At 59.7% G+C, this 24842-nt stretch carries 20 protein-coding genes and 1 pseudogene; 13 read left to right on the plus strand and 8 right to left on the minus strand.

What is annotated here, in order from left to right:
• Positions 1–375: 375 nt before the first annotated feature.
• The 5 genes from EH206_RS14850 to EH206_RS14870 are packed head-to-tail and all read left to right on the plus strand — an operon-like array spanning position 376 to position 6861.
• Positions 376–2058: an ABC transporter ATP-binding protein gene (locus tag EH206_RS14850; RefSeq protein WP_009113643.1), complete on the plus strand. Its 1683-nt coding sequence runs from the start codon at positions 376–378 to the stop codon at positions 2056–2058.
• A gap of 45 nt (positions 2059–2103) precedes the next feature.
• On the plus strand, positions 2104–3804 hold the full coding sequence (locus tag EH206_RS14855) for an ABC transporter substrate-binding protein (RefSeq protein WP_009113644.1): 1701 nt from the start codon (positions 2104–2106) through the stop codon (positions 3802–3804).
• Complete coding sequence (locus EH206_RS14860; RefSeq protein WP_211351708.1) at positions 3782–4810, plus strand: ABC transporter permease; 1029 nt, start codon at positions 3782–3784, stop codon at positions 4808–4810. The genes EH206_RS14855 and EH206_RS14860 overlap by 23 nt, the downstream gene beginning before the upstream one ends.
• A gap of 14 nt (positions 4811–4824) precedes the next feature.
• Positions 4825–5664 (plus strand): ABC transporter permease, encoded by an 840-nt coding sequence (locus EH206_RS14865; protein ID WP_009113646.1) that lies wholly within the window; start codon positions 4825–4827, stop codon positions 5662–5664.
• Positions 5665–5688: 24 nt separating this feature from the next.
• Positions 5689–6861, plus strand: coding sequence for a MalY/PatB family protein (locus EH206_RS14870; RefSeq protein ID WP_009113647.1), 1173 nt, complete (start codon positions 5689–5691; stop codon positions 6859–6861).
• A gap of 234 nt (positions 6862–7095) precedes the next feature.
• On the opposite strand, the gene EH206_RS14875 is transcribed toward EH206_RS14870, so the two are convergent.
• The 8 genes from EH206_RS14875 to nhaA form a co-directional block, all read right to left on the minus strand.
• Positions 7096–8037 (minus strand): ATP-binding cassette domain-containing protein, encoded by a 942-nt coding sequence (locus EH206_RS14875; protein ID WP_009113648.1) that lies wholly within the window; start codon positions 8035–8037, stop codon positions 7096–7098.
• Complete coding sequence (locus EH206_RS14880; RefSeq protein WP_009113649.1) at positions 8034–9038, minus strand: ABC transporter ATP-binding protein; 1005 nt, start codon at positions 9036–9038, stop codon at positions 8034–8036. Before EH206_RS14880 ends, EH206_RS14875 begins: the two co-directional genes overlap by 4 nt.
• Positions 9035–9898 carry an ABC transporter permease gene (locus EH206_RS14885; protein ID WP_009113650.1) on the minus strand — a complete coding sequence of 288 codons (864 nt, stop codon included), beginning with the start codon at positions 9896–9898 and terminating at the stop codon, positions 9035–9037. Before EH206_RS14885 ends, EH206_RS14880 begins: the two co-directional genes overlap by 4 nt.
• A complete protein-coding gene (locus EH206_RS14890) occupies positions 9895–10854 on the minus strand; it encodes an ABC transporter permease (protein WP_232216510.1) in 960 nt (319 codons plus the stop codon). Before EH206_RS14890 ends, EH206_RS14885 begins: the two co-directional genes overlap by 4 nt.
• A 9-nt stretch (positions 10855–10863) precedes the next feature.
• A complete protein-coding gene (locus EH206_RS14895) occupies positions 10864–12429 on the minus strand; it encodes an ABC transporter substrate-binding protein (protein WP_009113652.1) in 1566 nt (521 codons plus the stop codon).
• 65 nt (positions 12430–12494) lie between these two features.
• Entirely contained in the window at positions 12495–13712 is a 1218-nt protein-coding gene (locus EH206_RS14900; protein ID WP_009113653.1) for a M20 family metallopeptidase, read from the minus strand.
• A gap of 136 nt (positions 13713–13848) precedes the next feature.
• A complete protein-coding gene (locus tag EH206_RS14905) occupies positions 13849–14901 on the minus strand; it encodes a serine hydrolase domain-containing protein (protein ID WP_009113654.1) in 1053 nt (350 codons plus the stop codon).
• A gap of 58 nt (positions 14902–14959) precedes the next feature.
• Positions 14960–16321 carry a Na+/H+ antiporter NhaA gene (gene nhaA / locus EH206_RS14910; protein WP_009113655.1) on the minus strand — a complete coding sequence of 454 codons (1362 nt, stop codon included), beginning with the start codon at positions 16319–16321 and terminating at the stop codon, positions 14960–14962.
• 564 nt (positions 16322–16885) lie between these two features.
• Here nhaA and EH206_RS14915 point away from each other — a divergent pair.
• The 8 genes and pseudogenes from EH206_RS14915 (at position 16886) to EH206_RS14950 (ending at position 24727) form a co-directional block, all read left to right on the plus strand.
• A complete protein-coding gene (locus EH206_RS14915) occupies positions 16886–17833 on the plus strand; it encodes a helix-turn-helix domain-containing protein (protein WP_009113656.1) in 948 nt (315 codons plus the stop codon).
• A 290-nt stretch (positions 17834–18123) separates the two neighbouring features.
• Complete coding sequence (gene nthA / locus EH206_RS14920) at positions 18124–18735, plus strand: nitrile hydratase subunit alpha (RefSeq protein WP_009113657.1); 612 nt, start codon at positions 18124–18126, stop codon at positions 18733–18735.
• A 21-nt stretch (positions 18736–18756) separates the two neighbouring features.
• A pseudogene (gene nthB, locus EH206_RS14925) lies at positions 18757–19415 on the plus strand (nitrile hydratase subunit beta).
• 2 nt (positions 19416–19417) lie between these two features.
• Positions 19418–19849 carry a nitrile hydratase accessory protein gene (locus EH206_RS14930; RefSeq protein ID WP_009113658.1) on the plus strand — a complete coding sequence of 144 codons (432 nt, stop codon included), beginning with the start codon at positions 19418–19420 and terminating at the stop codon, positions 19847–19849.
• Positions 19850–19974: 125 nt separating this feature from the next.
• Entirely contained in the window at positions 19975–20652 is a 678-nt protein-coding gene (locus tag EH206_RS14935; protein ID WP_009113659.1) for an energy-coupling factor ABC transporter permease, read from the plus strand.
• 276 nt (positions 20653–20928) lie between these two features.
• A complete protein-coding gene (locus EH206_RS14940) occupies positions 20929–22329 on the plus strand; it encodes an amidase (protein WP_009113660.1) in 1401 nt (466 codons plus the stop codon).
• A gap of 512 nt (positions 22330–22841) precedes the next feature.
• Complete coding sequence (locus EH206_RS14945) at positions 22842–23522, plus strand: GntR family transcriptional regulator (protein WP_009113661.1); 681 nt, start codon at positions 22842–22844, stop codon at positions 23520–23522.
• Between the two features lie 296 nt (positions 23523–23818).
• Entirely contained in the window at positions 23819–24727 is a 909-nt protein-coding gene (locus EH206_RS14950) for a transporter substrate-binding domain-containing protein (RefSeq protein WP_009113662.1), read from the plus strand.
• Positions 24728–24842: the final 115 nt, after the last annotated feature.

Genomic DNA, 24842 nt, shown 5'->3' on the forward strand with positions numbered 1-24842 from the left:
TTCATGACCTAATGAGAAAAATCATTTTTGATTGCAAAATTTATTTAATTACCAACCAACGGCGATTTTTATAAAAATTATTTTATGACGATATATTCTGATTTTAATTTAAACGACAAAATTGATCGGTATCATATTTTTATATAATCACGATTTAAAATATAATGCGAAAAATCAAACTTTATAAACGGGATAAAAGCATTGACTCCCCCACCGTTTCGCCTGCTGGAAGGGTTCGCCCGCACCGTCAATTAAGATAACCGCCATATAATTACGCAATATAACTAATATCAAACTGTCCTAAAGAACCGGCGGCCAAAGCGATTAAAGTATCGAATAATTTGGCGGCCAACGACCTGCAACCAAGGTATCTGGATGACGGCATTACTCGACATAAAAGGACTGAGCGTTCATTTCGGCGCGCATACGGCGGTGGATAATCTTGACCTGCAAATAGCCGCGGGAGAGATGCTGGCACTGGTGGGGGAATCCGGCTGCGGCAAGTCCACCACCGCACTGAGCATTATGCGGCTGTTGCCCAAACAGGCTTCGCTGAGCGGCGCCATTCTGCTGGGGGAAACCGCGCTGCTGCGCCAGAGCGAAAAACAGCTCGCCGCGCTGCGCGGCAACGATATCTCGATGATTTTTCAGGAGCCGATGACCTCGCTGAACCCGGTGTTGACCATCGGCCAGCAGGTCGCCGAGGCGCTGACCCTGCACCAGCCGCTAAGCCGGGCGCAGGCGCGGGAACGGGCGATTGCGCTGCTGGAGCAGGTCAGGCTGCCCGACCCCGCGCGGCGTTTTAACGATTATCCGCACAGCCTGTCCGGCGGCCAGCGCCAGCGGGTGATGATCGCCATCGCCATCGCCTGCCAGCCGCGCCTGCTGATCGCCGATGAGCCGACCACCGCGCTGGATGTCACCATCCAGGCGCAAATCCTGGCGCTGCTGGACGAACTGCGCCGCGAATTAAATATGGCGGTGCTGCTGATCACCCACGATTTAGGCCTCGTCGCCCAATGGGCCGATCGGGTGGCGGTGATGCACAACGGACGCAAACTGGAACAGGGCACGGTGGATGAGGTGCTGGGCAACCCGCAGCATACCTATACGCAAGGCCTGCTGCGCGCTTCGCTGCATATGGAGCAGGATCGGCACTATCGCCACTCGCGGCTGGCGGAAATCCATTACAGCGATAAGGACGGGTTTACGCTCGCGCCGCCTCCGCCGCGTCCGCGCCAATTTCCCAGCGCGCAACCGGATGCCGCGCCGATGCTGTCGGTCAGAAACCTCACCGTCAGATACCAGGGCGACGGAACCGAGGCTGCGGCGGTTAACGACGTTTCGCTGCATATTCAGGCCGGCGAAACGCTGGGTCTGGTGGGAGAATCCGGCTGCGGCAAATCGACGCTGTCGCGCGCCATTATGCAACTGGAGACGGCGCAGCAGGGACAGGTGCTGTTTAACGGGCAGGATTTGCTGCCGTTATCCCGCAAGGCGCTGCTGCCGTGGCGCAAACGGATACAGATGATTTTCCAGGATCCGTACAGTTCGCTCAATCCGCGTCAGCGCGTTGAGGAGATTCTGGGTTACGCGCTGGCTATCCACGGCCTTAAGGACAAGCGCGAGCGGGAACGGCGCATCCTGCGCATCCTCGATGACGTCGGCCTGCCCCGTACGGCGCGCAGCCGCTACGCCCACGAATTTTCCGGCGGCCAGCGCCAGCGCATCGGCATCGCCCGGGCGCTGGTGCTGCGCCCGGAATTGCTGATTTGCGATGAGCCGGTTTCCGCCCTGGATGTCTCCGTGCAGGCTCAGGTGCTGAATTTGCTGGTGGATTTAAAGGCGGAGCTGGGGCTGACCTATCTGTTTATTTCGCACGATCTGGCGGTGGTTCGCTATATCGCCGATCGCGTGCTGGTGATGAACGGCGGGCGCATTGTGGAAGAAGGCGACCACCAGCGCATCTGGCAGCAGCCGCAGCACCCTTATACCCGTACGCTGCTGGATGCCGTGCCGGGCAGAAGAAATCCCCAGACGCCGGCGGTACTTTTCTAAAACCAACCTCAAACCGATTAACGACAGACACAGGGAATACACACTATGCCAACTCATCCGACCGACCAGCAGCATCCCTCCGACAGCGCCGCGGATGCGCTTATCGACTACGAAATCAATCGTCGAAAATTTCTCGGCATCTCCGGCGCCATCCTGGTTTCCGGGGTATTTGGCGGCGTATGGCCGAGCGAGAGCGCGGCGGAAGTCGGCAGCCTGCCTAATACCCTGAGCGGCGCGGTGCGCGGCGGCACGCTGGAAGCGGTGGTGCACCCGGAACCGCCGACGCTGGCTTTCTTTATCAATACCTCCACCCCCGGACGGGCGGTGGTCAGTAAAATTTTCGACGGTTTATTTGATTACGCGCCGGATCTGTCGCCCCGCCCGCAGCTGGCGGAAAAGGTGGCGCTCTCCGACGACGGCCTCAAGGTGACGCTCTATTTGCGTAAAAACGTCTTCTGGCACGACGGCCGGCCGTTCACCTCGGCGGATGTGAAGTTCTCGGCGGAAAATGTCTGGCTGCAATACTCCCCCGTCGCCCGCCGGGTATTTCAGTATCTGACCGCCACGGAAACCCCCGACGAGCATACGGTGATCCTCACGCTGTCCAAACCGACGCCGGTGGTGCTCAACGCGCTGGACGTGGTGGCGACGCCGATCCTGCCCAAACATTTATATGAAGGCACCGACATTCCCAATAACCCGTATAACAACAAACCCGTCGGCACCGGTCCGTTCGTATTCAAGGAGTGGCAGCGCGGCAGCCATATCGCGCTGGAGCGCTTCGATAAATACTGGCAGCCCGACAGGCCTTTCCTCGACAAGCTGCTATTCAAAATCATTCCCGACGTTTCCGGCCGCGCCACCGCCTTTGAAACCGGCGCGATCCAATACGGCGAGCGCAACCCCGTTACCTTCGCCGATGCGGACCGGCTGGCGAAACTGCCGAGTCTGACGCTGGATACCGCCGGCTATAACGGCTTCGCCACCTCGTTCTGGCTGCTGCCCAACCTGCGCGATCCGATTCTCGGCAATCTGAAGGTGCGCCAGGCCATCGCCCATGCCGTCAATAAAGATCTGCTGGTCAAAACCGTGTGGGGCGGCTACGCCAAACCCGCCACCGGGCCGGTCTCCTCGCAGCTAAACACCTTTTATACCGCCGATACCCAGCAGTATCCTTTCGATCCGAAAAAGGCGCAGGCGCTGCTGGATGAAGCGGGATTTACGAAAAAGGCCGACGGCTGGCGCTTTAAACTCAATCATGACTTTATCCCCTTCGGCGACGACTATCGCCGCAGCGGCGAATTCGTGCGTCAGGCGCTGCGCGCCATCGGCATCGATGTAACGCTGCGCGCGCTCGATCTGGCCACCTGGAGCAAAAACGTCTTCAAGGATTACGACTATCAGCTGGCCAGCTCCTGGGGGGTAAACTGGACCGATCCGCAACTGGGCGTGGAACAGCTGTACTGGTCGAAATCGGAAAGTAAAGGCACCCCGTGGACCAACGCCTCGGGCTATGCCAGCCCGGAGGCCGATCGCATTATCGAAGCGGCGCAAATCGAGGTGGATCCGCAAAAGCGCGTGGCGCTCTATCATGAGTTGCAGCAAATTGTGCAGCGCGATCTGCCGCAGATTAATATTTTTGAATTCCAATGGTTCGGCATCTGGGCCAGAAATCTGCGCAATGTGACGGATACCTTTAACCACAGTCAAAATAATTTCGCTCATGTCTGGTTTGACAAAAAATGAGGATCGGCAGCGGGAAAATGGCGCCATGACCAAACGAATGGTTTTCAGATTGCTTCAGCTGGCCGGCGTGGTGATTGCCGTCGCCACGCTGAACTTCTTCTTGCTGAAAGCGCTGCCGGGCGATCTGGTGGACGTTATCGCCAGCGAAAGCGGCAGCGCCACGGCGGAGCAAATCCAGCATCTACGCGAACTGTTCGGACTGGATCGCAACCTGTTCGCCCAGCTGTTCGCCTATCTGGGGACGCTGGCGCAGGGAGATCTGGGGTTCTCGTTCCGTTTCGGCGAACCGGTGCTGGATCTGATCCTCGACAGAATGCCGGCCACTATCCTGCTGGTGGGGGTCGCCCTGATCCTGTCGGTGACCGGCGGCGTGCTGCTGGGCGTCGCTTCGGCGCGGCGGCCGCACGGCGCGGCCGATACGGTGATATCCATGCTCTCCACCATCGGCTATTCGGCCCCCATGTTCTGGGTCGCCCTGATGCTGATTGTGCTGTTCGCCGTTAAGCTGCCCTGGCTGCCGGCCAGCGGCTGGCAGGATATCAACGCCGGCTACGCCGGTTGGCGCCGGCTGGGGGATATTGCGGCACATCTGGTGCTGCCGGTGCTGACGCTGGCGATCTATTACATGGCGGTATATGCCCGGCTGTCCCGCGCCTCGATGATCGAAACCCTGTCCGAAGATTTTATCCGCACCGCGTGGGCCAAGGGCGCGCGCGAAAAACGGGTGATTTTCGCCCACGCGCTGCGCCATGCCGTACTGCCGGTGATCACCATGCTGGGCCTGCAGAGCAGCGCCCTGCTGGGGGGCTCGATCGTGGTGGAAACCGTCTTCGCCTGGCCGGGACTGGGGCAGCTGTCGTTCGACGCCATCCGCAGCCGGGATATTCCCGTTCTGCTGGGCGTCTTGCTGTTCAGCAGCGTACTGGTGGTGCTGTCGAATCTGCTGGTGGACGTGGCGCACGCCTGGCTCGATCCACGGGTACGCGTTATTAATCGCGGGCGTTAAGCCCTGGAGGTAAAATGCGCTGGTTACTACAACCTTCCGCCGCCGTCGGTCTCACCATTCTGCTGGCGGTGCTGGCCGCCGCCGGCGCGGCGACCTGGTTTTTCCCCGACGACCCGATGAATATGGTGGGCGTTCCCTATCTGTGGCCGGGGCAGGATCCCCAGTTTCCGCTCGGCACCGACCTGATGGGGCGGGATATTCTGGCCGGCCTGTTGCACGGCGCCCGCGTCTCGCTGCTGGTGGGCGTCGCCTCGACGGTCATCGCCCTGCTTATCGGCATCGCCGTCGGCGTGGCGTCCGGCTTTTACCGCGGGCGGGTGGATAGCGTGCTGACCGCCGTCACCACGCTGTTTCAAACCATCCCGGCCTTTCTGCTGGCGATTATTCTGGTGGCGGTATTGCAGCCTTCCATCAACACCATTATTTTCGCCCTCGGCATCACCTCCTGGACCAGCATCGCCCGGCTGGTGCGCACGGAATTTCTGGCGCTGCGCGAGCGGGAATTCGTCCGCGCCAGCATATCGCTGGGGGCCAGCGATATGCATCTGATTTTTCGTGAAATACTCCCCAACGCCTGGACGCCGGTGGTGGTGTCCACCGCCCTGCTGATCGCCAACGCCATTCTGTCCGAAGCCGGTCTGTCGTTCCTCGGGCTGGGCGATCCCAACGTGGTGAGCTGGGGGTCGATGATCGGCACCGGGCGGGACGCGCTGCGCACCGGCTGGTATATGACCGCCCTGCCCGGCGTGGCGATTATGTTGACGGTAATGACGCTGAACCTGCTGAGCGACGCGCTGCATACCGCCCTCAATCCGCGCCTGCGCCGCCGGGGCGCGGCGCTGCCGGTGCTGTAGGCTTATCCGCTGAGGAACAAGACGTTGTCTTATGACTTTGACCGTATCATTGATCGGCGAACCAGGAACTCCACCAAATGGCTGGCGGCGGAAAACCAGGCGACCTCCGCCGGGCAGCCGCCGCTCCCCTTATCGATCGCCGATATGGACTTCTCATCGCCGCCGGCGGTGGCGCACGCGCTGCAAGACCTGGTCACCCACGGCGTATTTGGCTATACCGAGTACGCCGGTATGGTTATCGACCCGCTCTGCGACTGGCTGGCGGCCAGACATCGCTGGCAAATTAAACCGGAGTGGGTGGTTCCCTGCTGCTCGGTCGAAAGCGCCATGGATGCGGTTATCCACACCCTGACCGAACCACAGGATGATATTGTTATCCTCTCGCCGGGCTTTGGCGCCTTCGCCCAGGTCATCGAGCAGACCGGCAGGAATATCATCGAGGTGGCGCTGGACGAGGGGGAGAGAAACTATACGCTGGATTTCAGGCGGCTTGAAAGCCGGCTTAGCGCCAAAACCCGCCTGATGATCCTGTGCAATCCGCATAACCCTATCGGTAAGGTCTGGCGGGCGGATGAACTGACGGCGATCGGCGAGATCTGCCAGCGGCATAACCTGCTGTTGCTCTCCGATGACGTCCATCAGGACCTGATCCTGGGGGACGTGCCCTATACGCCGCTGGCCGGGCTGAACGATCAATTCGCCGATCTCGCCGTCACCTTTACCTCGCCGGAAAAAACCTTTAATCTCGCCGGCCTGCAAATTGCCAACCTGATTATCAGCAACGCGTCCATCAGGGAAAAGATCGCCCATGCCCTGCGGCAACGCATGGTGCACAAGCCGAATATGTTTGCGCTGTACGGCGGCGATGCCGCCTACCGCTACGGCGCGCAGTGGCTGGATGCCCTGATTAATTACCTAAAGATGAATTACATCCTGTTGCAGCAAGGGGTGGATAGCATCGCCGACGTCGAGTTGTTCGAAAATCAGGGCAGCTACCTTGCCTGGCTGGATTTCAGAAAAAGCGGATTATCCCAGCCTGAACTGGCGCGCCGCTTGCGCCATGAGGCGGGATTACTACTTGAAAGCGGTCTCCATTTCGGCAGCCAGGGCGCGGGATTTATGCGCTTAAACTTCGCCTTGCCCCGCGCGCAGCTGGCCGTGGCTATCCGTAATTTGCAGCGCTGCTTCGCCCGGTAAAAGCGGATTGCCGTTTATGGTCCGCTCCCTGATTGTCGGCCTGCGCTGACAAACGAAAGCATCAAATAATTAAAGTTCAGTTACGTCAATAACCTGGGAGCATTCGCCGGAAAGCGCGCCGCTGCGCGTCACTGGCTTTCGCGGCTTCCCTGCCGCTCACCCGGCGGCCACAAACACCTCAGCGCGATTTTTTACGCGCAGTAAAAACCATCTCCTGCTATCTAAGGTGTTTTTTTAAATAACGCTTCCCGGCGCAGCCGAACAGCACCGCACCCGATGGGTATCCGTTAACCAGTAATATTGTTCCGGGTGGCGGATACAGCGCTCGCCGTCGCGGAAGTCGCACCCCGGGTCATGGCTGGCGGTCTGTGATTCCCGCGTCTGATTTTTCAGCCGTGGATGCGCCGGCGGGATGGCCTGAAGCAGATAGCGGGTATAGGGATGCCGGGGATGGGCGAACAGCTCCGGGACGGTGGCCTCTTCCACAATCACGCCGCGCGACATCACCCCGACGCGGTCGGCGATATGGTGCACCACGCTGAGATCGTGAGCGATAAACAGGTACGCCAGCCCCTGTTCGCGCTGCAGCCGCATCAGCAAATTGAGGATCTGCGACTGGATGGAGACATCCAGCGCCGACACCGGCTCATCGCAGATTATCAGCTTCGGCTCCAGGATTAGCGCGCGGGCGATGCCGATTCGCTGGCGCTGACCGCCGGAAAACTCGTGCGGGTAGCGCCGCGCATCCGCCGGGGTGAAGCCGACGCGCGTCAATATTTCCTCCACCTGCCGCCGGCGCCGACGGGCGTCGCGCACGCCGTGGATAATCAGCGGCTCTTCGATGCTGTAACCGACGCTGCGCTGCGGATCGAGCGAGGAGAGCGGGTCCTGGAAAATCATCTGAATATCTTTGCGCGCCTGGCGCCACTGCCAGGCGTTAAGCGTCAACAGCGATTGGCCGGCGAACAGCACTTCCCCGCCGGACGCGGCGGTCAGCCCCAGCAGGCTGCGCCCGGTGGTGCTTTTGCCGCTGCCCGACTCCCCCACCAGCGCGTAGGTCTCGCCCGGCATAATATAAAAGCTAACGTCCTGTACCGCGGTAAAACGCTTACCGCGCCAGCCCTTGCTCTGGAAGGTTTTGCTTAAGTGACGCACGGTCAGCAACGGCGCGCTCATGGCAGACCGCCTATCTCTTCGGCGCGCCAGCAGCGCACCCGGTGAGTCGGATCCGCCAGGGCGCGCAGGACGGGAGGCTGTTCGCGACAGCGGGCCTGGGCGTAAGGGCAGCGATCGGCGAAACCGCAGCCGGGTATGAAAACCGACAGCGCCGGCACCGTGCCGCGGATCTCCGGCAGGTCGGTTTTGCGCGCGCCGTCCAGCCGGGGTACGGCCTGCAGCAGCGCGCGGGTATAGGGATGCAGCGGGTCGTCAAACAGGCTGACCACCTCCGCTTCCTCCACCACCTCGCCAAGGTACATCACCAGTACGCGCTGACACAGTTGCGCCACCACCGACAGATCGTGGCTAATCAGGATGATCCCCATCCCGCTATCCGCCTTTACCTTTTCCAGCAACGCCAGTATCTGCGCCTGAATGGTGACGTCCAGCGCGGTGGTGGGCTCATCGGCGATCAGCAGCGCCGGACGGCTGGCGATAGCCATGGCGATCATCACCCGCTGGCGCATGCCGCCGGAAATTTCATGGGGATAGGCCGCCGCGCAGCGGCGGGCATCGTCAATGCCCACCTGATGCAGCAACGAGAGCACCTCCGCCCGGCGCTGCCTGCGGGTCAGCGCGGTGTGCAGCCTCAGGCTCTCCTCAATTTGAAACGCCACGCTAAACACCGGGTTGAGACTGGAGAGCGGATCCTGAAAAATCATCGCCAGCCGGCTGCCGCGCCAGCGCTGTAACGCCGCGGGCGTCAGGCTGCGCAGCACCTGGCCGTTAAAGGTCATTGCTCCGCTTACGCGACTGTAGCGCGGCGGCAATAGTCCCATCAGCGCCTGCGCCGTCACGCTTTTGCCGCAGCCGGACTCGCCGATAATGCCCAGGGTTTCATGACGCTTTAGCGTAAACGACACATCGCGCACCGGCGACACCACGCCTTGTTCGGTGGCGAACTTCACCTGTAATCCATCCACCGTCAGCAGCGTATCTGACTGTACAAGCTCGCTCATCGCCCTGCGGCCTCGTTTTTCAACTGGCGAAACAGACGGCGCGTCTGGGGCTTCAACCCGCGATCGGACCCGTCGCGCAGCGCGTCGCCGACGATATTCAGCGCCAGAATCAGCAGCACGATGGCGACGCCGGGAAAAAAGGTCATCCACCAGGCGGTGAAAATCACCTTCTTCCCTTCCAGCAGCAGATTACCCAGGCTGGGCATCGGCGCCGGAATGCCGGAGCCGAGAAAGCTCAGCGCCGCCTCGGTGAGAATGGCCACCGAGAAGATCCAACTGACCTGCACGATCAGCGGGGAGACGACGTTCGGCAACAGGTGCAGCCAGATAATGCGCGCGCCGGTGGCCCCCTGGGCGCGCAAGGCTTCAATATAATTTTTTTCCTTGATCACCAGCGCGGCGGAGCGGATCACCCGCGCCACCGAGGGAACGTACACCAGCGACAGCGCCAGCACCACGTTTGATACGTTCGGCCCCAGAATGCCGACGATGGCGATCGCCAGCAGCAGCGAGGGAAAGGCGAACAATCCGTCGCAGATGCGCATCAGGATCAGATCCAGCCAGCGATACCAGGCGCACAGCAGCCCGATCGCCATCCCGATAATCCCCGCCGTCACCGCCACCGCCACGCCGACGGAGAGCGAAATGCGCACCGCCAGCGCCACGCGGACAAACAGGTCGCGGCCGAAGTTATCGGTGCCGAACCAGTGGGTGGCGTCGGGCGGTTTTAGCCGGCTCAGCGGACTGATGGAGTAAGCATCGAACGGGCTTGCCAGGGCGCCGAGCAGGGAGAACAGCACGATGATCAACAGCAATGCGCCGCCCGCCGCCAGCTGTGGCTGGCTCAGTAATTTTTTCATGACGACTTACCGCTGACGGAAAGGCGGGGATCGAGCAGATAGCTGAAGATATCCACCGCCAGATTGATCAGCACATAGCTGACGGTGATCAGCAGCACCGCGCCCTGGATCACGGTGAAATCGCGCCGTTCGATGGAGTCGACCACCAGCGAACCCACTCCCGGAATGCCGAACACGCTTTCAATCACAATGGCGCCGGTGACCAGCGAGCCGAACGATTCGCCGCAGATGGTCAGCACCGGCAGCAGTCCGTTTCTCAGCGTGTGGCGCAGCAGCACCAGCGCTTCCGGCACCCCTTTGGCGCGGGCGGTGGTAATAAAGTTTTCCTGCAGCACGTCCAGCATCACCGCGCGGGTCATACGCGCAATCAGCGCCGATATGCGAAACCCCAGCGCCAGCGCCGGCAGGGTTAAATACCACAGGTTCAGCAGCGTATCGCCGCGGGTGGAGCTGTACCCCACCACCGGAAACCAGCGCAACTGCACGGCGAAAAAGAAGATCAGAAACAGGCCGAGTAAAAAGCCGGGGATCGACATCCCCAGCGTCGCCAGCCCCATAATCAGCCGATCCGCCAGCCGGTCGTGGCGCCAGGCGCTGATAATGCCGCCGCCCAGTCCGAGCAGCAGCGCAATGCCCTGCGCGTAAACGGCCAGCGCCAGCGTGGGCTGCAGGTGTTGCAAAAACAGCGACAGCACGCTGGCGTTCATAAATAGCGAGTGGCCGAGATCGCCGCGCAGCACTGCGCCGAACCAGGCAAAAAACTGCACCGGCAGCGGTTTGTCCAGCCCCATTTGCCGCCGCAGCGCGGCGATATCATCCGGGTTGGCGTCATTTCCCAGGATCACCAGCACCGGGTCGCCCGGCGCCAGATGTACCAGGCAGAACACCACCACCGCGACCACGAACAGTACCGGCAGCAGCGCCAGCAGCCGATGGAATATATACCAGCCCATCATCTTCTCCGCTTAGCGCGCCGCGATGCTGACATTCCACAATACCGGCCCGATCAGGTCGTAATAGCCGTGAATATTATGTTTGATCGCCACCGCGTCCGGGGTGGTGCGTCCCAGCACGATCACCGGCAGATAGTTCCAGGTCTCGACGTGCAGTTTATCCACCAGCGGTCTGGCTTCCTGCAGCGACGGCGCCTGTTTGATGGCGTCCAGCGTGGCGTCAAGCTCCGGGCTGTTGCTCAGTCCGGGGAATTTGGCCCGCGAGTCGAGGAAAGGATACTGGTGCAATACCTGACGCATCGAGAACTCCAGCGCGCAAAGATCGAAATTCTTCGGATCCTGCCGGCGTTGCAGCACCGTCGCCCAGTCATAGACGTCAAGACGGGATTTCACCCCGATCTGCTTCAGCACCTGCTGCGCCACAATCGCCAGGTTATACAGCTCGGCGTACTCCTTAGTGGCGATAATCACCACCTCTTCGCCGTTGTAGCCGGACTCCTTCACCAGCCGGCGCGCTTCGTCCAGCTTATGCTGATTCCAGTACGGCTTGCCGGCCTCGCTGTACCAGTCCACCTGTTCGGGAAAGCCCAGCGAGGAATCCTCCCTGAAAAAGCGCTCATCGCTGTAACCCGCCAGCAGCACCTGATGCACGTCCAGCGCCAGATTGAACGCCTGACGCAGTTTCAAGTCGGCGAACGGCCCGCGGTTCTTGTTAAACAGATAGGTAATCAGCGATCCGCCCGCCTCCGGCCGGTAGAGTCGCACGTCGCGCGCATTGTTGAGCGCATCGATATTGTCTTTCGGCAGGTCGAAAATCACGTCGTATTCGCCGGTCAGCGCCCCGGCGAGGCGGGTGGACTCATCGGTGATATAGCGGAACCAGATATCCTTGACGTCCGCTTTTTTCTGCCCCGACAGGCCGTTGGCCGGTTCACTGCGCGAGACATAGCCGTCGTAGCGGGTGAGATGCAGGTATTCGCCCTGTTTAAACTCCGCCAGCTTATAGGGGCCGGTGCCGATAAGCCGGCTGACCGGTTTCTTGCCGGCGTTGGCTTCCTCTATCAGCCGTTTGGGCATGATGGCGGCGAGATTCTTCAAGTCGGCGAGCACGTTCAGGGTAATCAGCGACGGCGTCTGCACCGTCAGCCGCACGGCGCCGTCGTCCACTTTGGCGAACTGCGCGCCGGGCAGATTGGCTTTCCCCTGGGTGGAGACCGCCAGCCAGCGGTTCATCGACGCCACCACATCATCCGCCGTCAGCGGTTGACCGTCGTGAAAGCGGATCCCCTCGCGCAGGGTAAAGGTGTAGGTTTTGCGGTCGTCGCTGAGAGTATAGCTTTTCACCAGCTCCGGCACCGGTTCGAACTTGTCGTTGATGGTGAACAATTGTTCAAAGATATGGCGCACCACATCGGTGGTGGCGCTGTTGGTGGTCAGGTAGGGATCGAGGGTGCCCGGCCGCTTGCCGTAGGCAATATTCAGCGTCGCGTTGCGGTCGGCGGTTTCCGCCTGCGCGAATCCCCAGGGCAAACTGGCCGCCAGCAACAGCGCGGCGAGCGAAAAGGTAAACAATTTCATCGACGGGAAACTCCCTTATTGTTGTAATCGGCGTTATCTAATGATGCAGGCGCTAATGTCCGGGGTCAGGCGGCGTCCGTTACGCCGCGCCGGCCGGCGAACTCGTCTTTGACTTCCTGCAACAGCCGGGCGTCCGTCAACAGGCGCAGCCCGCTGCGCGCCAGCACTTTCGCCCCGGCGATCAGCGCCGTGTAGCCCAGCGGCGAGTCGGCCGCTTCACGGAACGGCACGGTATGGCCGATCAGGTCGTCCGGGCCGATTTTGATGGTGGGATGTGCGGTGGGCACCGCGTGGCTGATATCGCCGGCGTCCGTCGAGCCGATACCCTGTTTGTCCGCCAGATCGACGCTTTCCCCCACCGCGGTAAACTCCTCCAGCAGTAACCCGTTCAGCCGATGGTTGATATTAAAATCACGCGGCCCGACCTGATGCTCGATCTTTACCATCGCCCCGGTCGCCAGCGCCACGCCCTCGGCAATGGCGCGAATGCGCGGTTCCAGCGCGATCACTTCCTCTCGGGTTTTGGCGCGAATGTAGTAATGGGCCGAGGCGTACTCCGGAATAACGTTCGGCGCCTGGCCGCCGTTGGTGATAATGCCGTGCACCCGCACGCCGTCGGGCAGTTGCTGGCGCAGCACGCTGATGCCGTTATACAGCAGCACCAGCGCATCCAGCGCGTTCACGCCTTTATGCGGCGCGCTGCCGGCGTGGGACGGCCTGCCGTAAAAATGGAAATAGAGATGATTGTTGGCCAGCGACGGGCCGGTGAGCCGCGTTTTGCCGGACGGATGCACCATCAGCGCGACGTCCACGTCCCGCAGAAAACCGTGCTCGACGAAGCGCGCCTTCACATTGCCGTTCGGCCCGCCCTGGCCGCGCAGCCCGCCCTCTTCGGCCGGCGTGCCCAGCACCACCACGCGTCCGCCGGTCTCCTGGATAACCTCGGCGAGGGCCACCGCCGCCGCCACGCTGGTCACCCCGATAATGTTGTGGCCGCAGGCGTGGCCGATATCGATCAGCGCGTCGTATTCCGCCAGGAAGGCAATGGTCGGCCCCGGTTTACCGCTCTCCTTTAGCGCATAAAAGGCGGTTTCATGCCCCGCTACGTTGGAGGTGACCTGAAACTGATTTTTCGCCAGCAGCGTGGTGAGCAGCTTATTGGCGTAATATTCGTTATTGCCGGTTTCCGGATGGGCGTGAATATCCCTGGAGACGGTAATATACTCCTCGCTGTGTTTTTCGATGCTCTCTTCCAGTTGCGATAATAGTCTTGCCGCGCCCATGTTTTTGTCACCACATTGTTAAAACAGTGGCTGATAGTTAACGCGGAGCGGGTGGGAAATAAAAACATCGATTTTTGCTTTCTATATGCTTTTTTTAATTAACGTGTCGCCGTCGTTATGCCCGCGGGCCGCGCACTCAGGCAACGCTTTTCAATTCACGGATTATATCGCCCAACAGCCGGTGCAGCCGCTCCCGATGACCGGAGCGCGCCGCGGGCGAACCGGCGTCCGAGGTCATGACCACGGTCAGCGCCAGCCGGGGCACGATATAGAGCATCTGGCCGCCATAGCCCCAGGCGTACTCCACCGCTTCATCCGCGATGCGCGTCTGGAACCAGCCATAGCCATAACCGTCGCCGGTATAAGGCGATTGCGTGCGTGAGCGCCAGGACTCGGTAATCCACGCCGGCGATATTAATCGGTTGCCTGCCGGCGTAACGCCCCCGGCGCGGTAGAGCTCGCCAAAGGCCAGCAGCGAACGCGGGCTCATCGCCATCTCGTTGCCGCCCAGATAAATTCCCTGCGGATCGCGCGACCAGCCGGCGATGGCGAAACCGTCCAGCGGCCCAAGCCAGTCGCGCGCCAGTTGCAAGGTGGTGCGTCCGGTTTGGCGGGTAAGGATTGCCGACAGCAAATGCGTTGAACCGGTGGAATAAATCATCCGTCCGCCGGGATCGTCGTCAAAGGGGCGGGCCAGCGCCGCGCGAACCCAGTTACGGCTGTTGGCCCAGGCTCCGTACCCCGCCCCCGAGGTAGACGCCAATCCGGCCTGCATGGACAGCAGATGACCGATGGTTATGCGGTTTATGCGGGGATCGGGATTGGCGGGAAGATCGTCGGCAAGCAGCGGCGCCACCGCTTGATCGGTTCCCGCAAGAATGCCTTTGTCGATAGCGATGCCGACCAGCGCCGATATCACCGACTTCGAGGCTGATTTGATATTGGTGACCGCCGTCGTGGTGTGTCCGCGGTAGCCCCGCTCGGCCAGGATTTGGCCGTCTCTGGCGATAATCACCGTTTCAAGGGGCGTAATCGCCTCCGCCTCATCGAGAAGCCGGGTGACGGACTCAGCCGGCTGCGCCGCATAGGCGCCGAGCGATAAAAAAAGCAGGGCGATAGCGGACGCGGCAACCCCGCGCATCCTGTCGGAACATAATCGAGTGCGGCACTGTTGCCTATGCCTGCGCATCCGCTTCCCCTCTGTAACAGAGCCGATAGTGTATTGCCCCAGAATGCCTAATTATGGGCTAACCACCAATCGGTTCGCCGCTGGCGATCCGCATCCGTCCCGCATAGATTTTCCCCCAGGCAAGACCCAGAATAGCCGCGGTCAACGAACCCAACAGCACGCCCAGTTTGGCGGCGCCCAGTTGATTGTCGCTGGAGAACGCCAGCATGGCGATAAAAATCGACATGGTAAATCCGATCCCGCCCAGCAGCCCGATCAGCGCCACCCCGCCCCACGACACATCGGGAGGCAGTTTGCATAATCCCAGCCGTACCGTCAGCCAGCTTACGGCGATAATGCCCAGAGGTTTGCCCAGCACCAGCCCCGCCATCACGCCGATCATCACCCAGTGGGCGCCTTCGGCGGAGAGATTGACGCCATCGACGCTTACCCCGGCGTTGGCGAGCGCAAACAGCGGCATAATGAAAAAGGCGACCCAGGGGTGAAGCGCCATCTGCACGCTCATCACCGGCGGAAGCAGTTCGCGCCGGGCCACGCGCAGCTGTTTGAAAGGCCGCGACAGACTGTCCGCCGGTTTATCCGGGTCCGTCAACTCATGGGTGATGCGTAAAATGTTGTCGCGCACGGACAGATGGCTGCGCGCGGGCAGCACCGGCGTAATAAGCCCCAGCACCACGCCCGCTATCGTCGGATGTATGCCCGTCATCCACAAGCCGCTCCAGATGACGACGCCCGGAATAAGATAGAGCGGAGCGGAGCGAATGCCGATTAACTGCATACCGGCGACCAGCAGCACGCCGGCGCCGGCAATCGCCAACCCGCTATAGTCGAGCTGCGCGGAATAAAAGAGGGCGATCAGCACAATAGCGATAATGTCGTCGATGATCGCCAGCGTCAGCAAAAACACCCGGATGTTTCCGGGGATGGAGCGTCCCAGCAGCGCGAGAACGCCCACGGCAAAGGCGATATCGGTGGCGGTGGGCACCGCCCAGCCATGTTGCCGCGCCGGATCCTGGTTAAACAGGATATAGATGAACGCCGGGACGGCCACGCCGCCGAAAGCGGCAATGATAGGCAGCGCGGCCTGCCGGATATTGCTCAGCGCCCCGGCGTGAATTTCATATCTGATTTCCATGCCGACCACCAGAAAGAAGATCGTCATCAGCCCGTCGTTGATCCAGAAATGGAGGGACTGGGAAAAGGCGAACGATCCGACGGCGAAGGAAAGCGGCGTATGCCATAACTGATGGTAGCTGGCGGCGAAGGGGGAATTGGCCCAGATTAAGGCGATGGCCGCGGCGGCCAATAATATGATGCCGCTGACGGATTCAATATGGGCAAAACGTTCTAATGTGGCGAAAGCGCGTTCGGCCAAAAGACGGACGGGCGGAATTTTACGCGGTGCAAAGTCGCGCTTCATAATATAAAAACTCCGCGTGGCGGCCCGACCGACGCATAATCATAACCTGCCTAACTGCGCTATACAGCCGACACCCGGTTGAAAATCTATCATGCTCCGGCATAGAAGGACAAGATCAGCCTTATCGCTGGTCAGGTCACAGTCCTCCTTTAAGCAATTCCCGAATGCCCTTAGATACTGCTCTATTCCTTAAGCTCTCCGGATGAGTACCGGTTAAACGTACCGACCTGTCAACGGATCGCCCAGCTTTGCACCAATCCGGAACAACGCTGCTCCCAAGTGGCGCGTAAAGACCTCAGCGAAAATCCGCGGATTCGCTTTTTTCCTGGCGAACATCCTGGCGCGAATAGCAAGAATACCTCCAGAAATCAGCAACAAAAACATAACATCACAACAACACTAAATGCGATTGGCGTGAATATTGCTTACTTATCCCTTTAGCGGTTCCTGCATCGGAAATCCGTAGACGGTGATGTCTATCCCCATGTTCGGAACGTATGGTGTGTCCCTTTAAACCTTCAGCCGACACAGATTACGTGTCTCATAGTCGCCAGGAGCGCTGTCATGAAATTCCAATATTCTACCCACGACATTGAAGCGCCACGGCGTTTCGAATACTGGAATGAGGTTGTCTGTCAGCACTGCATCCCAGCGGCCAGCGAATGTCTGGATCGCGCGCCGTTTGACGGTGAACTGGACGTGAGCCTTGTCGGCGCGGTCAGCATCAGCATGATGACTTCGCCCTGGCACCAATGGCGGCGAAGTTCGCAACACATCCGCACCGGTCCGGACGACGATCTGTGGCTCGGCTATATGAAGCATGGCGATGCCTACATCAGCCAGGGAGAACGGCGGGTACATCTCCGCAGCGGCGATATCACGCTCTACGACGCCGCACGTCCCTTTGAATTCAGGCTGGCGCCGGAACAAATCTATCTGGTGCGGCTGCCGCGCCGCTCATTGCTTAGCCGTAGTCCGCATGCCGAACAGATGACGGCACGCATTATTGATCGGCAACGCCCCGGCGCGCAGGCCTTACGTTCAATGATCGAAGAAGCGGCGTTCACCAACTTCTCCGATCCGGACACCGCCGCACGCTACGGCAGCGCGATACTGGATGTTCTGTCGTTGACCATCGACGACTATCCGGACAAGCACAGCTCGGCGGGGGAACGCGATCTCTATACGCGCCTGCTTTCCTACATCCGCGAGAATTTTTCCGATACCGAACTGAATCTGCATTCCCTGGCGCTGGCCCACCATGTCTCCGAGCGGACGGTGACGCGAGCCTTCGCCCGCCACAACCAGACGCCGATGGACGTAGTACGCATGACGCGTCTTCAGGCCAGCCATCGTGAGTTGGCGGAAGGGATGGCCGACAGCGTCACCCGCACCGCGCTGAACTGCGGATTTACCGACCTCTCGCATTTCAGCCGCGTCTTTCGCGCCACCTATGGCTACACGCCGCAAAGCCTGTTGTTACAAGCCCCACACGCCCATTCAGCACGTTGATGCTCACTAACGTAACGACCTCCGCCCGGTTCGCAACTGATCCACCGGCGCAGCCGTCTTCAGGCGGTCTGCGCGACATCCTGATGTTACAATCGCCCGGCGATTGTCCATCCCGGCATAACGGATGTCCGGTTCAGCAAAGCAGCGGCGACGTAGCGGCTCTATGGTTTTCCTAAGACCAACGATGTCCCGGAAGGAGTGAAATATGACGACACGAGCATGTCAGATCCCCGGTTTGTTCGGCACAAACCGCTCAGTTCTATCCCATGAAGATATTTTTGAGGTGCGGCATGGCGCATGATCATGAACACACTGAACCGCCATCGGCTATCGCCCTGCGCGTCAAAGCGCTCGAATCACTGTTGACGGAAAAAGGATTAGTCGACCCCACAGCTCTGGATGAGTTGATCGACACCTATGAAAATCGGATTGGCCCCCGCAACGGCGCCCAGGTAGTGGCTAAAGCGTGGGCGGATCCGGATTACAAGGCGCGTTTACTGTCCGACGGCACCGCGGCGATTGCGGAACTGGGATTTTCCGGCGTACAGGGTGAAGACATGCTGGTGGTCGAGAACACCCCGACGGTGCATAACGTCACCGTCTGTACCCTGTGCTCCTGCTATCCCTGGCCGACTCTCGGACTGCCGCCCATTTGGTATAAGTCCGCGCCTTATCGTTCCCGTATCGTTATCGATCCGCGCAGCGTGCTGGCGGAGTTCGGTCTGAATGTTCCCGCCAGTAAAGAAGTACGCGTCTGGGACAGCAGCGCGGAACTCCGCTATCTGGTTCTGCCCGAACGTCCGCGGGGCACCGATGGCTGGAGTGAAGCGCAATTGGCCGAACTCGTCACTCGGGATTCCATGATCGGCACAGGACTGGCCAAAACCCCGGATGGCGTCTAACCACAAGCGGAGAAAAACCAAATGAACGGAATACACGATCTCGGCGGGATGCATGGGCACGGACCTGTGTTAACCGAAGCCGACGAGCCCTATTTTCACCACGAATGGGAGCGCAGAATATTCGCGCTGTTCATTGCCGCTTTCGGCGGAGGACACTTCAATGTCGATGAGTTCCGCCACGCCATGGAGCGCATGGAGCCGGCGCACTATCTGCTCGCCAGCTATTACGAGCACTGGCTGCACGCCATTGAAACCCTGCTGACCGAAAAAGGCGTGATCACCCGCGCCGAACTCGAACACAGCCTGAACCAACTCAAAGGAGTCCGCTGATGCCGGTATTAACCAAAGACATGGTGCCGCTGGTCGTCAAAACCGGCGCGTCCGCCCGCGTGGATCAGGTGGTCGAAGCCAGTTTCAAAGCCGGCGACCAGGTCCGGGCAAAGAACGTCAACCCGACGACGCACATCAGGCTGCCTCGCTACGTGCGCGGCAAAGTGGGAACCATCGAGTGCGATCATGGCGTCTTTGCCACGCCGGACGCCATGGCTCACGGGTTGGGGGAAAAACCGCAACACGTCTATAGCGTGAGCTTCACAGCCGCCTCGCTATGGGGCGCCGACGTATCGCAGAACGATAAGGTTTATATCGATCTCTGGGATAGCTATCTGGAGGAGGCGTGAACATGACGACCCGCATTGACTATGATACCGTTAGCCTGCCGCGCGATGAAGAAGGGCCGGTCTTTGAGCATCCCTGGCAGGCGCAGGTTTTTTCCCTCACGCTGCATCTGCATCAATCCGGTCTGTTCGCCTGGAGTGATTGGGTACAGATATTCAGCGACGAGATCAAAGCGTCGCCCGCGTTACCCGATGAAAGCGTGAATGAGGCCTACTACCGCCAATGGACGGCGGCGTTGGAAAAAATGGTCGCTTCTCTCGATCTGGCCGGCGCGGCGGACGTGGCCCACAGGACTGAAACGTGGCGACAGGCCTATCTCAATACGCCTCACGGACAGCCGGTGACCTTGCTCAACGCGGATTGTCCGCCAGCGCACGCCCACGACCATGCGCCAACTCGTGCGCCGGTGACCATCAGCCCGGCCTTCGCAGACTGACCATTAGCTGGACGCCGTCGTTTGAGACTGAATACTATTTGACGCTGAATACGGAGCTCCCTTCGCAGACGTCAGGCATAACACGCTAACTTAATCTTGCCGGAACACGGCACAGGAGAAATCACATGCATATTGAACCCGGACTGGTAGAAGCCGGAAAGCTGTGGCTAAGTTATGCCACCGCGGCAGGCGTAGGCGCCTATACCTTGCGGCTGGCCGGTCAGGAACTGCGGGAACGGGGACCGACCTCGCTGCTGGCGCGTATTGTCGCCACCACCGCCCTGGTGTTCTGCTTCTTTGAAGTCATGCCGCACTACCCGATTGGCGTCTCAGAGGTACACTTCATTCTCGGCTCGACGCTATTTCTGATATTCGGCGCCGCGCCGGCGGCGTTTGGCCTGGCGTTGGGCCTGCTGATTCAAGGACTGCTGTTTGCGCCTTTCGACCTGCCGCAATACGGAATGAACGTCACGACATTACTGGTTCCGCTGTTCGCTTTGTCGGCGCTCGCCCGCCGCATCATCACGCCGGATACGCCGTATGTCGCCCTGCGCTATCGCCAGGCGTTGGCGCTCTCCACCGCCTATCAGGCCGGCATTGTAGTCTGGGTCGCTTTCTGGGCCTGTTACGGCCAGGGCTTTTCAGCCGCCAATCTGTCAGGCATCCTCGCCTTCGGCGGCGCCTATATGTCCGTTATCATCGTCGAACCGCTGGTGGATCTCGCCGTGCTTGCTATAGCGAAAACCTTCAGCCGTCTGCAAGGCAGCAAGCTGCTCGAACGACGCCTCTATCAAACGGCATAAAAGCCCCCCACCATCACCCGCCGCGCCATGCGCGGCGGTTTCACTATGTAAAACACGCATCCAAACCAGGCTAGCCGCCAAAACGCCATTCCGGGGAATGGTCGAGACTGTCGCCGTTGTCCTTCCTCGCACAACGAATGTCCCTCCAGGCAAAGCGACCGGAAAGCCGTCGTCTTATCTTTCCCTATAGGACGCCGCCATAGCCTGGTCGTGTCGCTGCAATTTTTACCGATGATGGTTAATCACAGGGGACTATCCCCGCGCAAGGAGTTATTCATGGCAAAACCAGCGTTGCACTATCTTGACCTGCTTGAAGCGGGTCGGTTGATCCAATCCCGGGAGCTGTCGTCCGAAGAGCTGACGCAGCACATGCTCGACCGTATCGACAACGTCGACGGCAAATTGGGCAGCTATCTGACGATTATGTCAGAACAGGCGATCCGCGATGCGCAAACCGCCGATCGGGAAATCGCCGCGGGGAAATCCCGCGGGCCGTTGCACGGCGTACCCATAGCGGTGAAAGATCTGCTGTGGACGGCGGGCGTGGCCACCACGCACGGTATGCCGATTAACCAGAACTATATTCCCACGGAGGATGCCACCGTCATCCGCCGCCTGCGTGAAGCGGGTGCGGTGTTAATGGGCAAACTCAAACAGACCGAGGGCGCCTTTGCCGACCATCACCCGGATATCGCTCCGCCGATCAATCCATGGGGAGCGTCGCTCTGGTCTGGCGCCTCCTCCAGCGGTTCAGGCGTCGCGACGGCGGCCGGCCTGTGCTTCGGCGCCATCGGCACCGATACCGGCGGTTCAATCCGTTTCCCTTCCGCCGCCAATGGCATTACCGGCCTCAAGCCCACCTGGGGACGCGTCAGCCGTTTCGGCGTATTTGAACTGGCGGCGTCGCTGGACCACGTTGGACCAATGGCGCGCAGTGCGGCCGACGCCGCGGCCATGCTGTCGGCGATCGCCGGGGCCGATATCAACGATCCGACCGCCAGTCAGGAGCCGGTGCCGGACTATCTGACGTTGATGACGCGGGGAATAGAAGGCCTGCGCGTGGGGATTGACCCCGCCTGGACGCTCGATCGCGTGGATGCCCCGACCAAAGCGGTTTTACAGTCCGTTATCGGGCTTATCGATACCCTGGGCGGCAGCGTAAGGGAAATCAACTTCCCGGATGCCGAACAGGCGCTACAGGACTGGGTGCCGCTGTGTGCGGTTGAAACCGCCGTCGCGCATGAGTCCACCTTCCCGTCCCGCCGCAATGAGTATGGCCCCAGCCTGGCAAGCATCATCGATCTGGGTCTCGAGCTCAGCGCCACGACGTACCAGAAACTGTGGCTGGCGCGAGCCGATTTCCGCGGCCGCGTCAATGCCCTGTTCCGGGATGTCGATCTCCTGTTGGTGCCGGCCACCGCGGTAGCCGGCGCCAGCGTTGAGCTGATGTCCAAATTCGGCGAGGACGCAGAGCTGTTCTCCGGCATGCTGCGCTACACCAGCCCCTTCGATCTTAGCGGACACCCCACCATAACGCTGCCGGGCGGCCGTACGCCGGGAAATGCCCCGGTGGCGTTTCAGTTCGTCGCCCCGCATTTCGGCGAAGCGCTGCTGGCGCGGGCGGGCTGGGCCTACCAACGGGTTACGGACTGGCATAAACGCCATCCCGGCCTGTAAATCCGCCGCCCGGCGGGCGCTCGCGGCCAGTTGGGGGGCTTTCCCGCCAGATCTGAAACGTTGCCTCCACGGCCTGTCGCGGAGGCACGTTTACGTCACGATGTAGTGCCGGGGTCACAAGGGCTGGCGAACATTATCGTCGCCAGCCGTGTGACTTGTATTCCGGCACGGGTTAAAAAACCTGCATCAGCCGGAAGTTAATGCGCGCTTGTAGAGGTTTTAATCCCTCTCTATCGTCAAAAATAGAGGGCCCGGAGCCGGACCGCTTTGCTGCGAAGGACATTCGTTGTTTCGGGAGGGACATCTAACAATGGAGAGCGGCACGGCAACTCGGGTGAAATAGCGGCGCTGGCACTCAGGCAACGGCTGGTCCGCGGACAAAACTGTATACAGCCCTTGTCTGGTCTACAGTTGAAGTCTGAAAGCGCTATGCACTATGATATTGTTAGCTTGCTAGCATAATTTCCCTTTTCGTTACGCCACGCCGTCATTCATCGAAAGAAGGTTCCCCAATGCTCAAAGGAATGTCCATCTCGCGCAAAACGCTCCATAGTGAGATTGCCGATCTTATTCGAGAAATGATCGTCCGCGGCGAACTGGAACCCGGTAGCCGCATCCCCGAAAAAACGCTGTGCGAACAGTTTGAGATATCCCGCACGCCACTGCGCGAAGCGCTTAAGGTCCTTGCCACCGAAGGGATGATCGTCCTGCTGCCTCAACGCGGCGCCCGCGTAGCCACGCTGACCGATGACGAGCTGTTCGAAATTTTTCCCATTATCGCCAGCCTGGAAGGGCTGGCCGGCGAGATAGCCTGCCAGCATATTACCGACGACGAGTTAGCTAATATTGAGCAACTGCATAACGCCATGTTACAGGCGTATCAACAGCTCGACAGACTGGAGTATTCCAGGTTGAATCGGGAAATCCATTTAGCCCTATTTGCCGCGGCGCGTAACCAGTCGTTGATTGCGCTGTACCACAACCTTGAGCTGCGTATCAGAAATATTCGGCATACCATCCGCCAGTTGCCCCAGGATTGGCAATTGGCCGTACAGGAACATGAAGAGATCCTACGGTGGCTGCGGGAAAAAAATGCCGGGCAACTGGCAATGACGCTGCGTAAGCATGTGATGAGCACGGCGAACGCCGTGCGCAACGCGGTCAACGCCCCCGCGGCCGGCCATCGCCAATAGCATAAGATTTATTTATATCTCCCTTTCTTGACCACTCCGCGCCAACAAAACATAAAACTTTGAATTTAAAATAAAAAATGGCAATAAAACGCCAAAAATCGAGTGATTTATTTTACCTTTGATAAATGAATTAATTATACATTATTATTTTTCATTGACCGCTTTCGCCTAATTGATCGATTATCGACCAACCACACTCCTGTTGCGTTTCTCTTTGCGGGCCGCAATCCGCCACGAAGCGCAGACTGGTCATCAGTACGCAAGAGCAATTAACGACGGCATTCCGTGGAGAAACCATGAAACGACAGATATTGGCTACATCTCTGTGCACGCTCATCCTGACGACTGCATCGGCCGGCGCCGAGGAGTTGGAAGGAACATTAAAAAAAATCGCCGACAGCGGCCAGATAACCGTGGGGCACCGCGACGGCGCGGTGCCTTTTTCCTACTACGACGATAATCAGAAACCCATCGGCTATGCGATGGATATCTGCGCCGCGGTGGTCGATGCGGTAAAAACCAGGCTGAATAAACCCGACCTGGCGGTCAGCACCTTGGCGGTCACCGGCACCACGCGGATCCCGCTGCTGGCCAACGGCACCATTGATATGGAATGCGGCACCACCACCAACAACGCCGAACGCCAGAAACAGGTGACCTTCTCCACCACTTATTTTGTCGCCGCGGTCCGAATTCTGTCCAAAAAATCCGCGCCGGTGGCGTCAATGGCGGATTTGAAAGGAAAAACGGTGGTAACGCTGGCGGGCACCACCAGCGTCAGAATTATCAATGACGCCAATAACGCTCAGAAGTTGGACCTGACGATTCTCTCCGCCAAGGATCTGGCCGAAGGCATGCTGACGCTGGAAACCGGCCGGGCCGCCGCCTTTATTTTCGATGACGTTTCCCTGGCCGGCGCGCGGGCAACGGCCAAGAATCCCGACGATTATCAGATTTCAACGGAACCGCTGTCGGTGGAGCCGTACGGCGTCATGCTGCGCCGTAACGACGCGCAGTTTAAGGCGCTGGTCAATGCCACCATTGAAGGGTTGTACGGCAGCGGCGCCATTACCGCGATCTACGACAAATGGTTCACGCAGCCGATCCCGCCGAAAAACGTCAATATGAATTTCCCGATGTCGGCGCAGTTGCAGAAAGTGATCGCCCAGCCCACCGACGATCCTAACCCCGAGCTTTACCGCTAAGACTCGCTCGTTGATCTGCTATCGACAAGACGTCTACCCGGAAAATGCAATATCGCGAGTAACGCCATAGCCAGGGATTAAAGTCGGCGACATGCATCAGCGTATGCCGGCAAAC

Source organism: Brenneria nigrifluens DSM 30175 = ATCC 13028, from assembly GCF_005484965.1.
In the GTDB taxonomy this organism is placed as follows: Bacteria; Pseudomonadota; Gammaproteobacteria; order Enterobacterales; family Enterobacteriaceae; genus Brenneria; species Brenneria nigrifluens.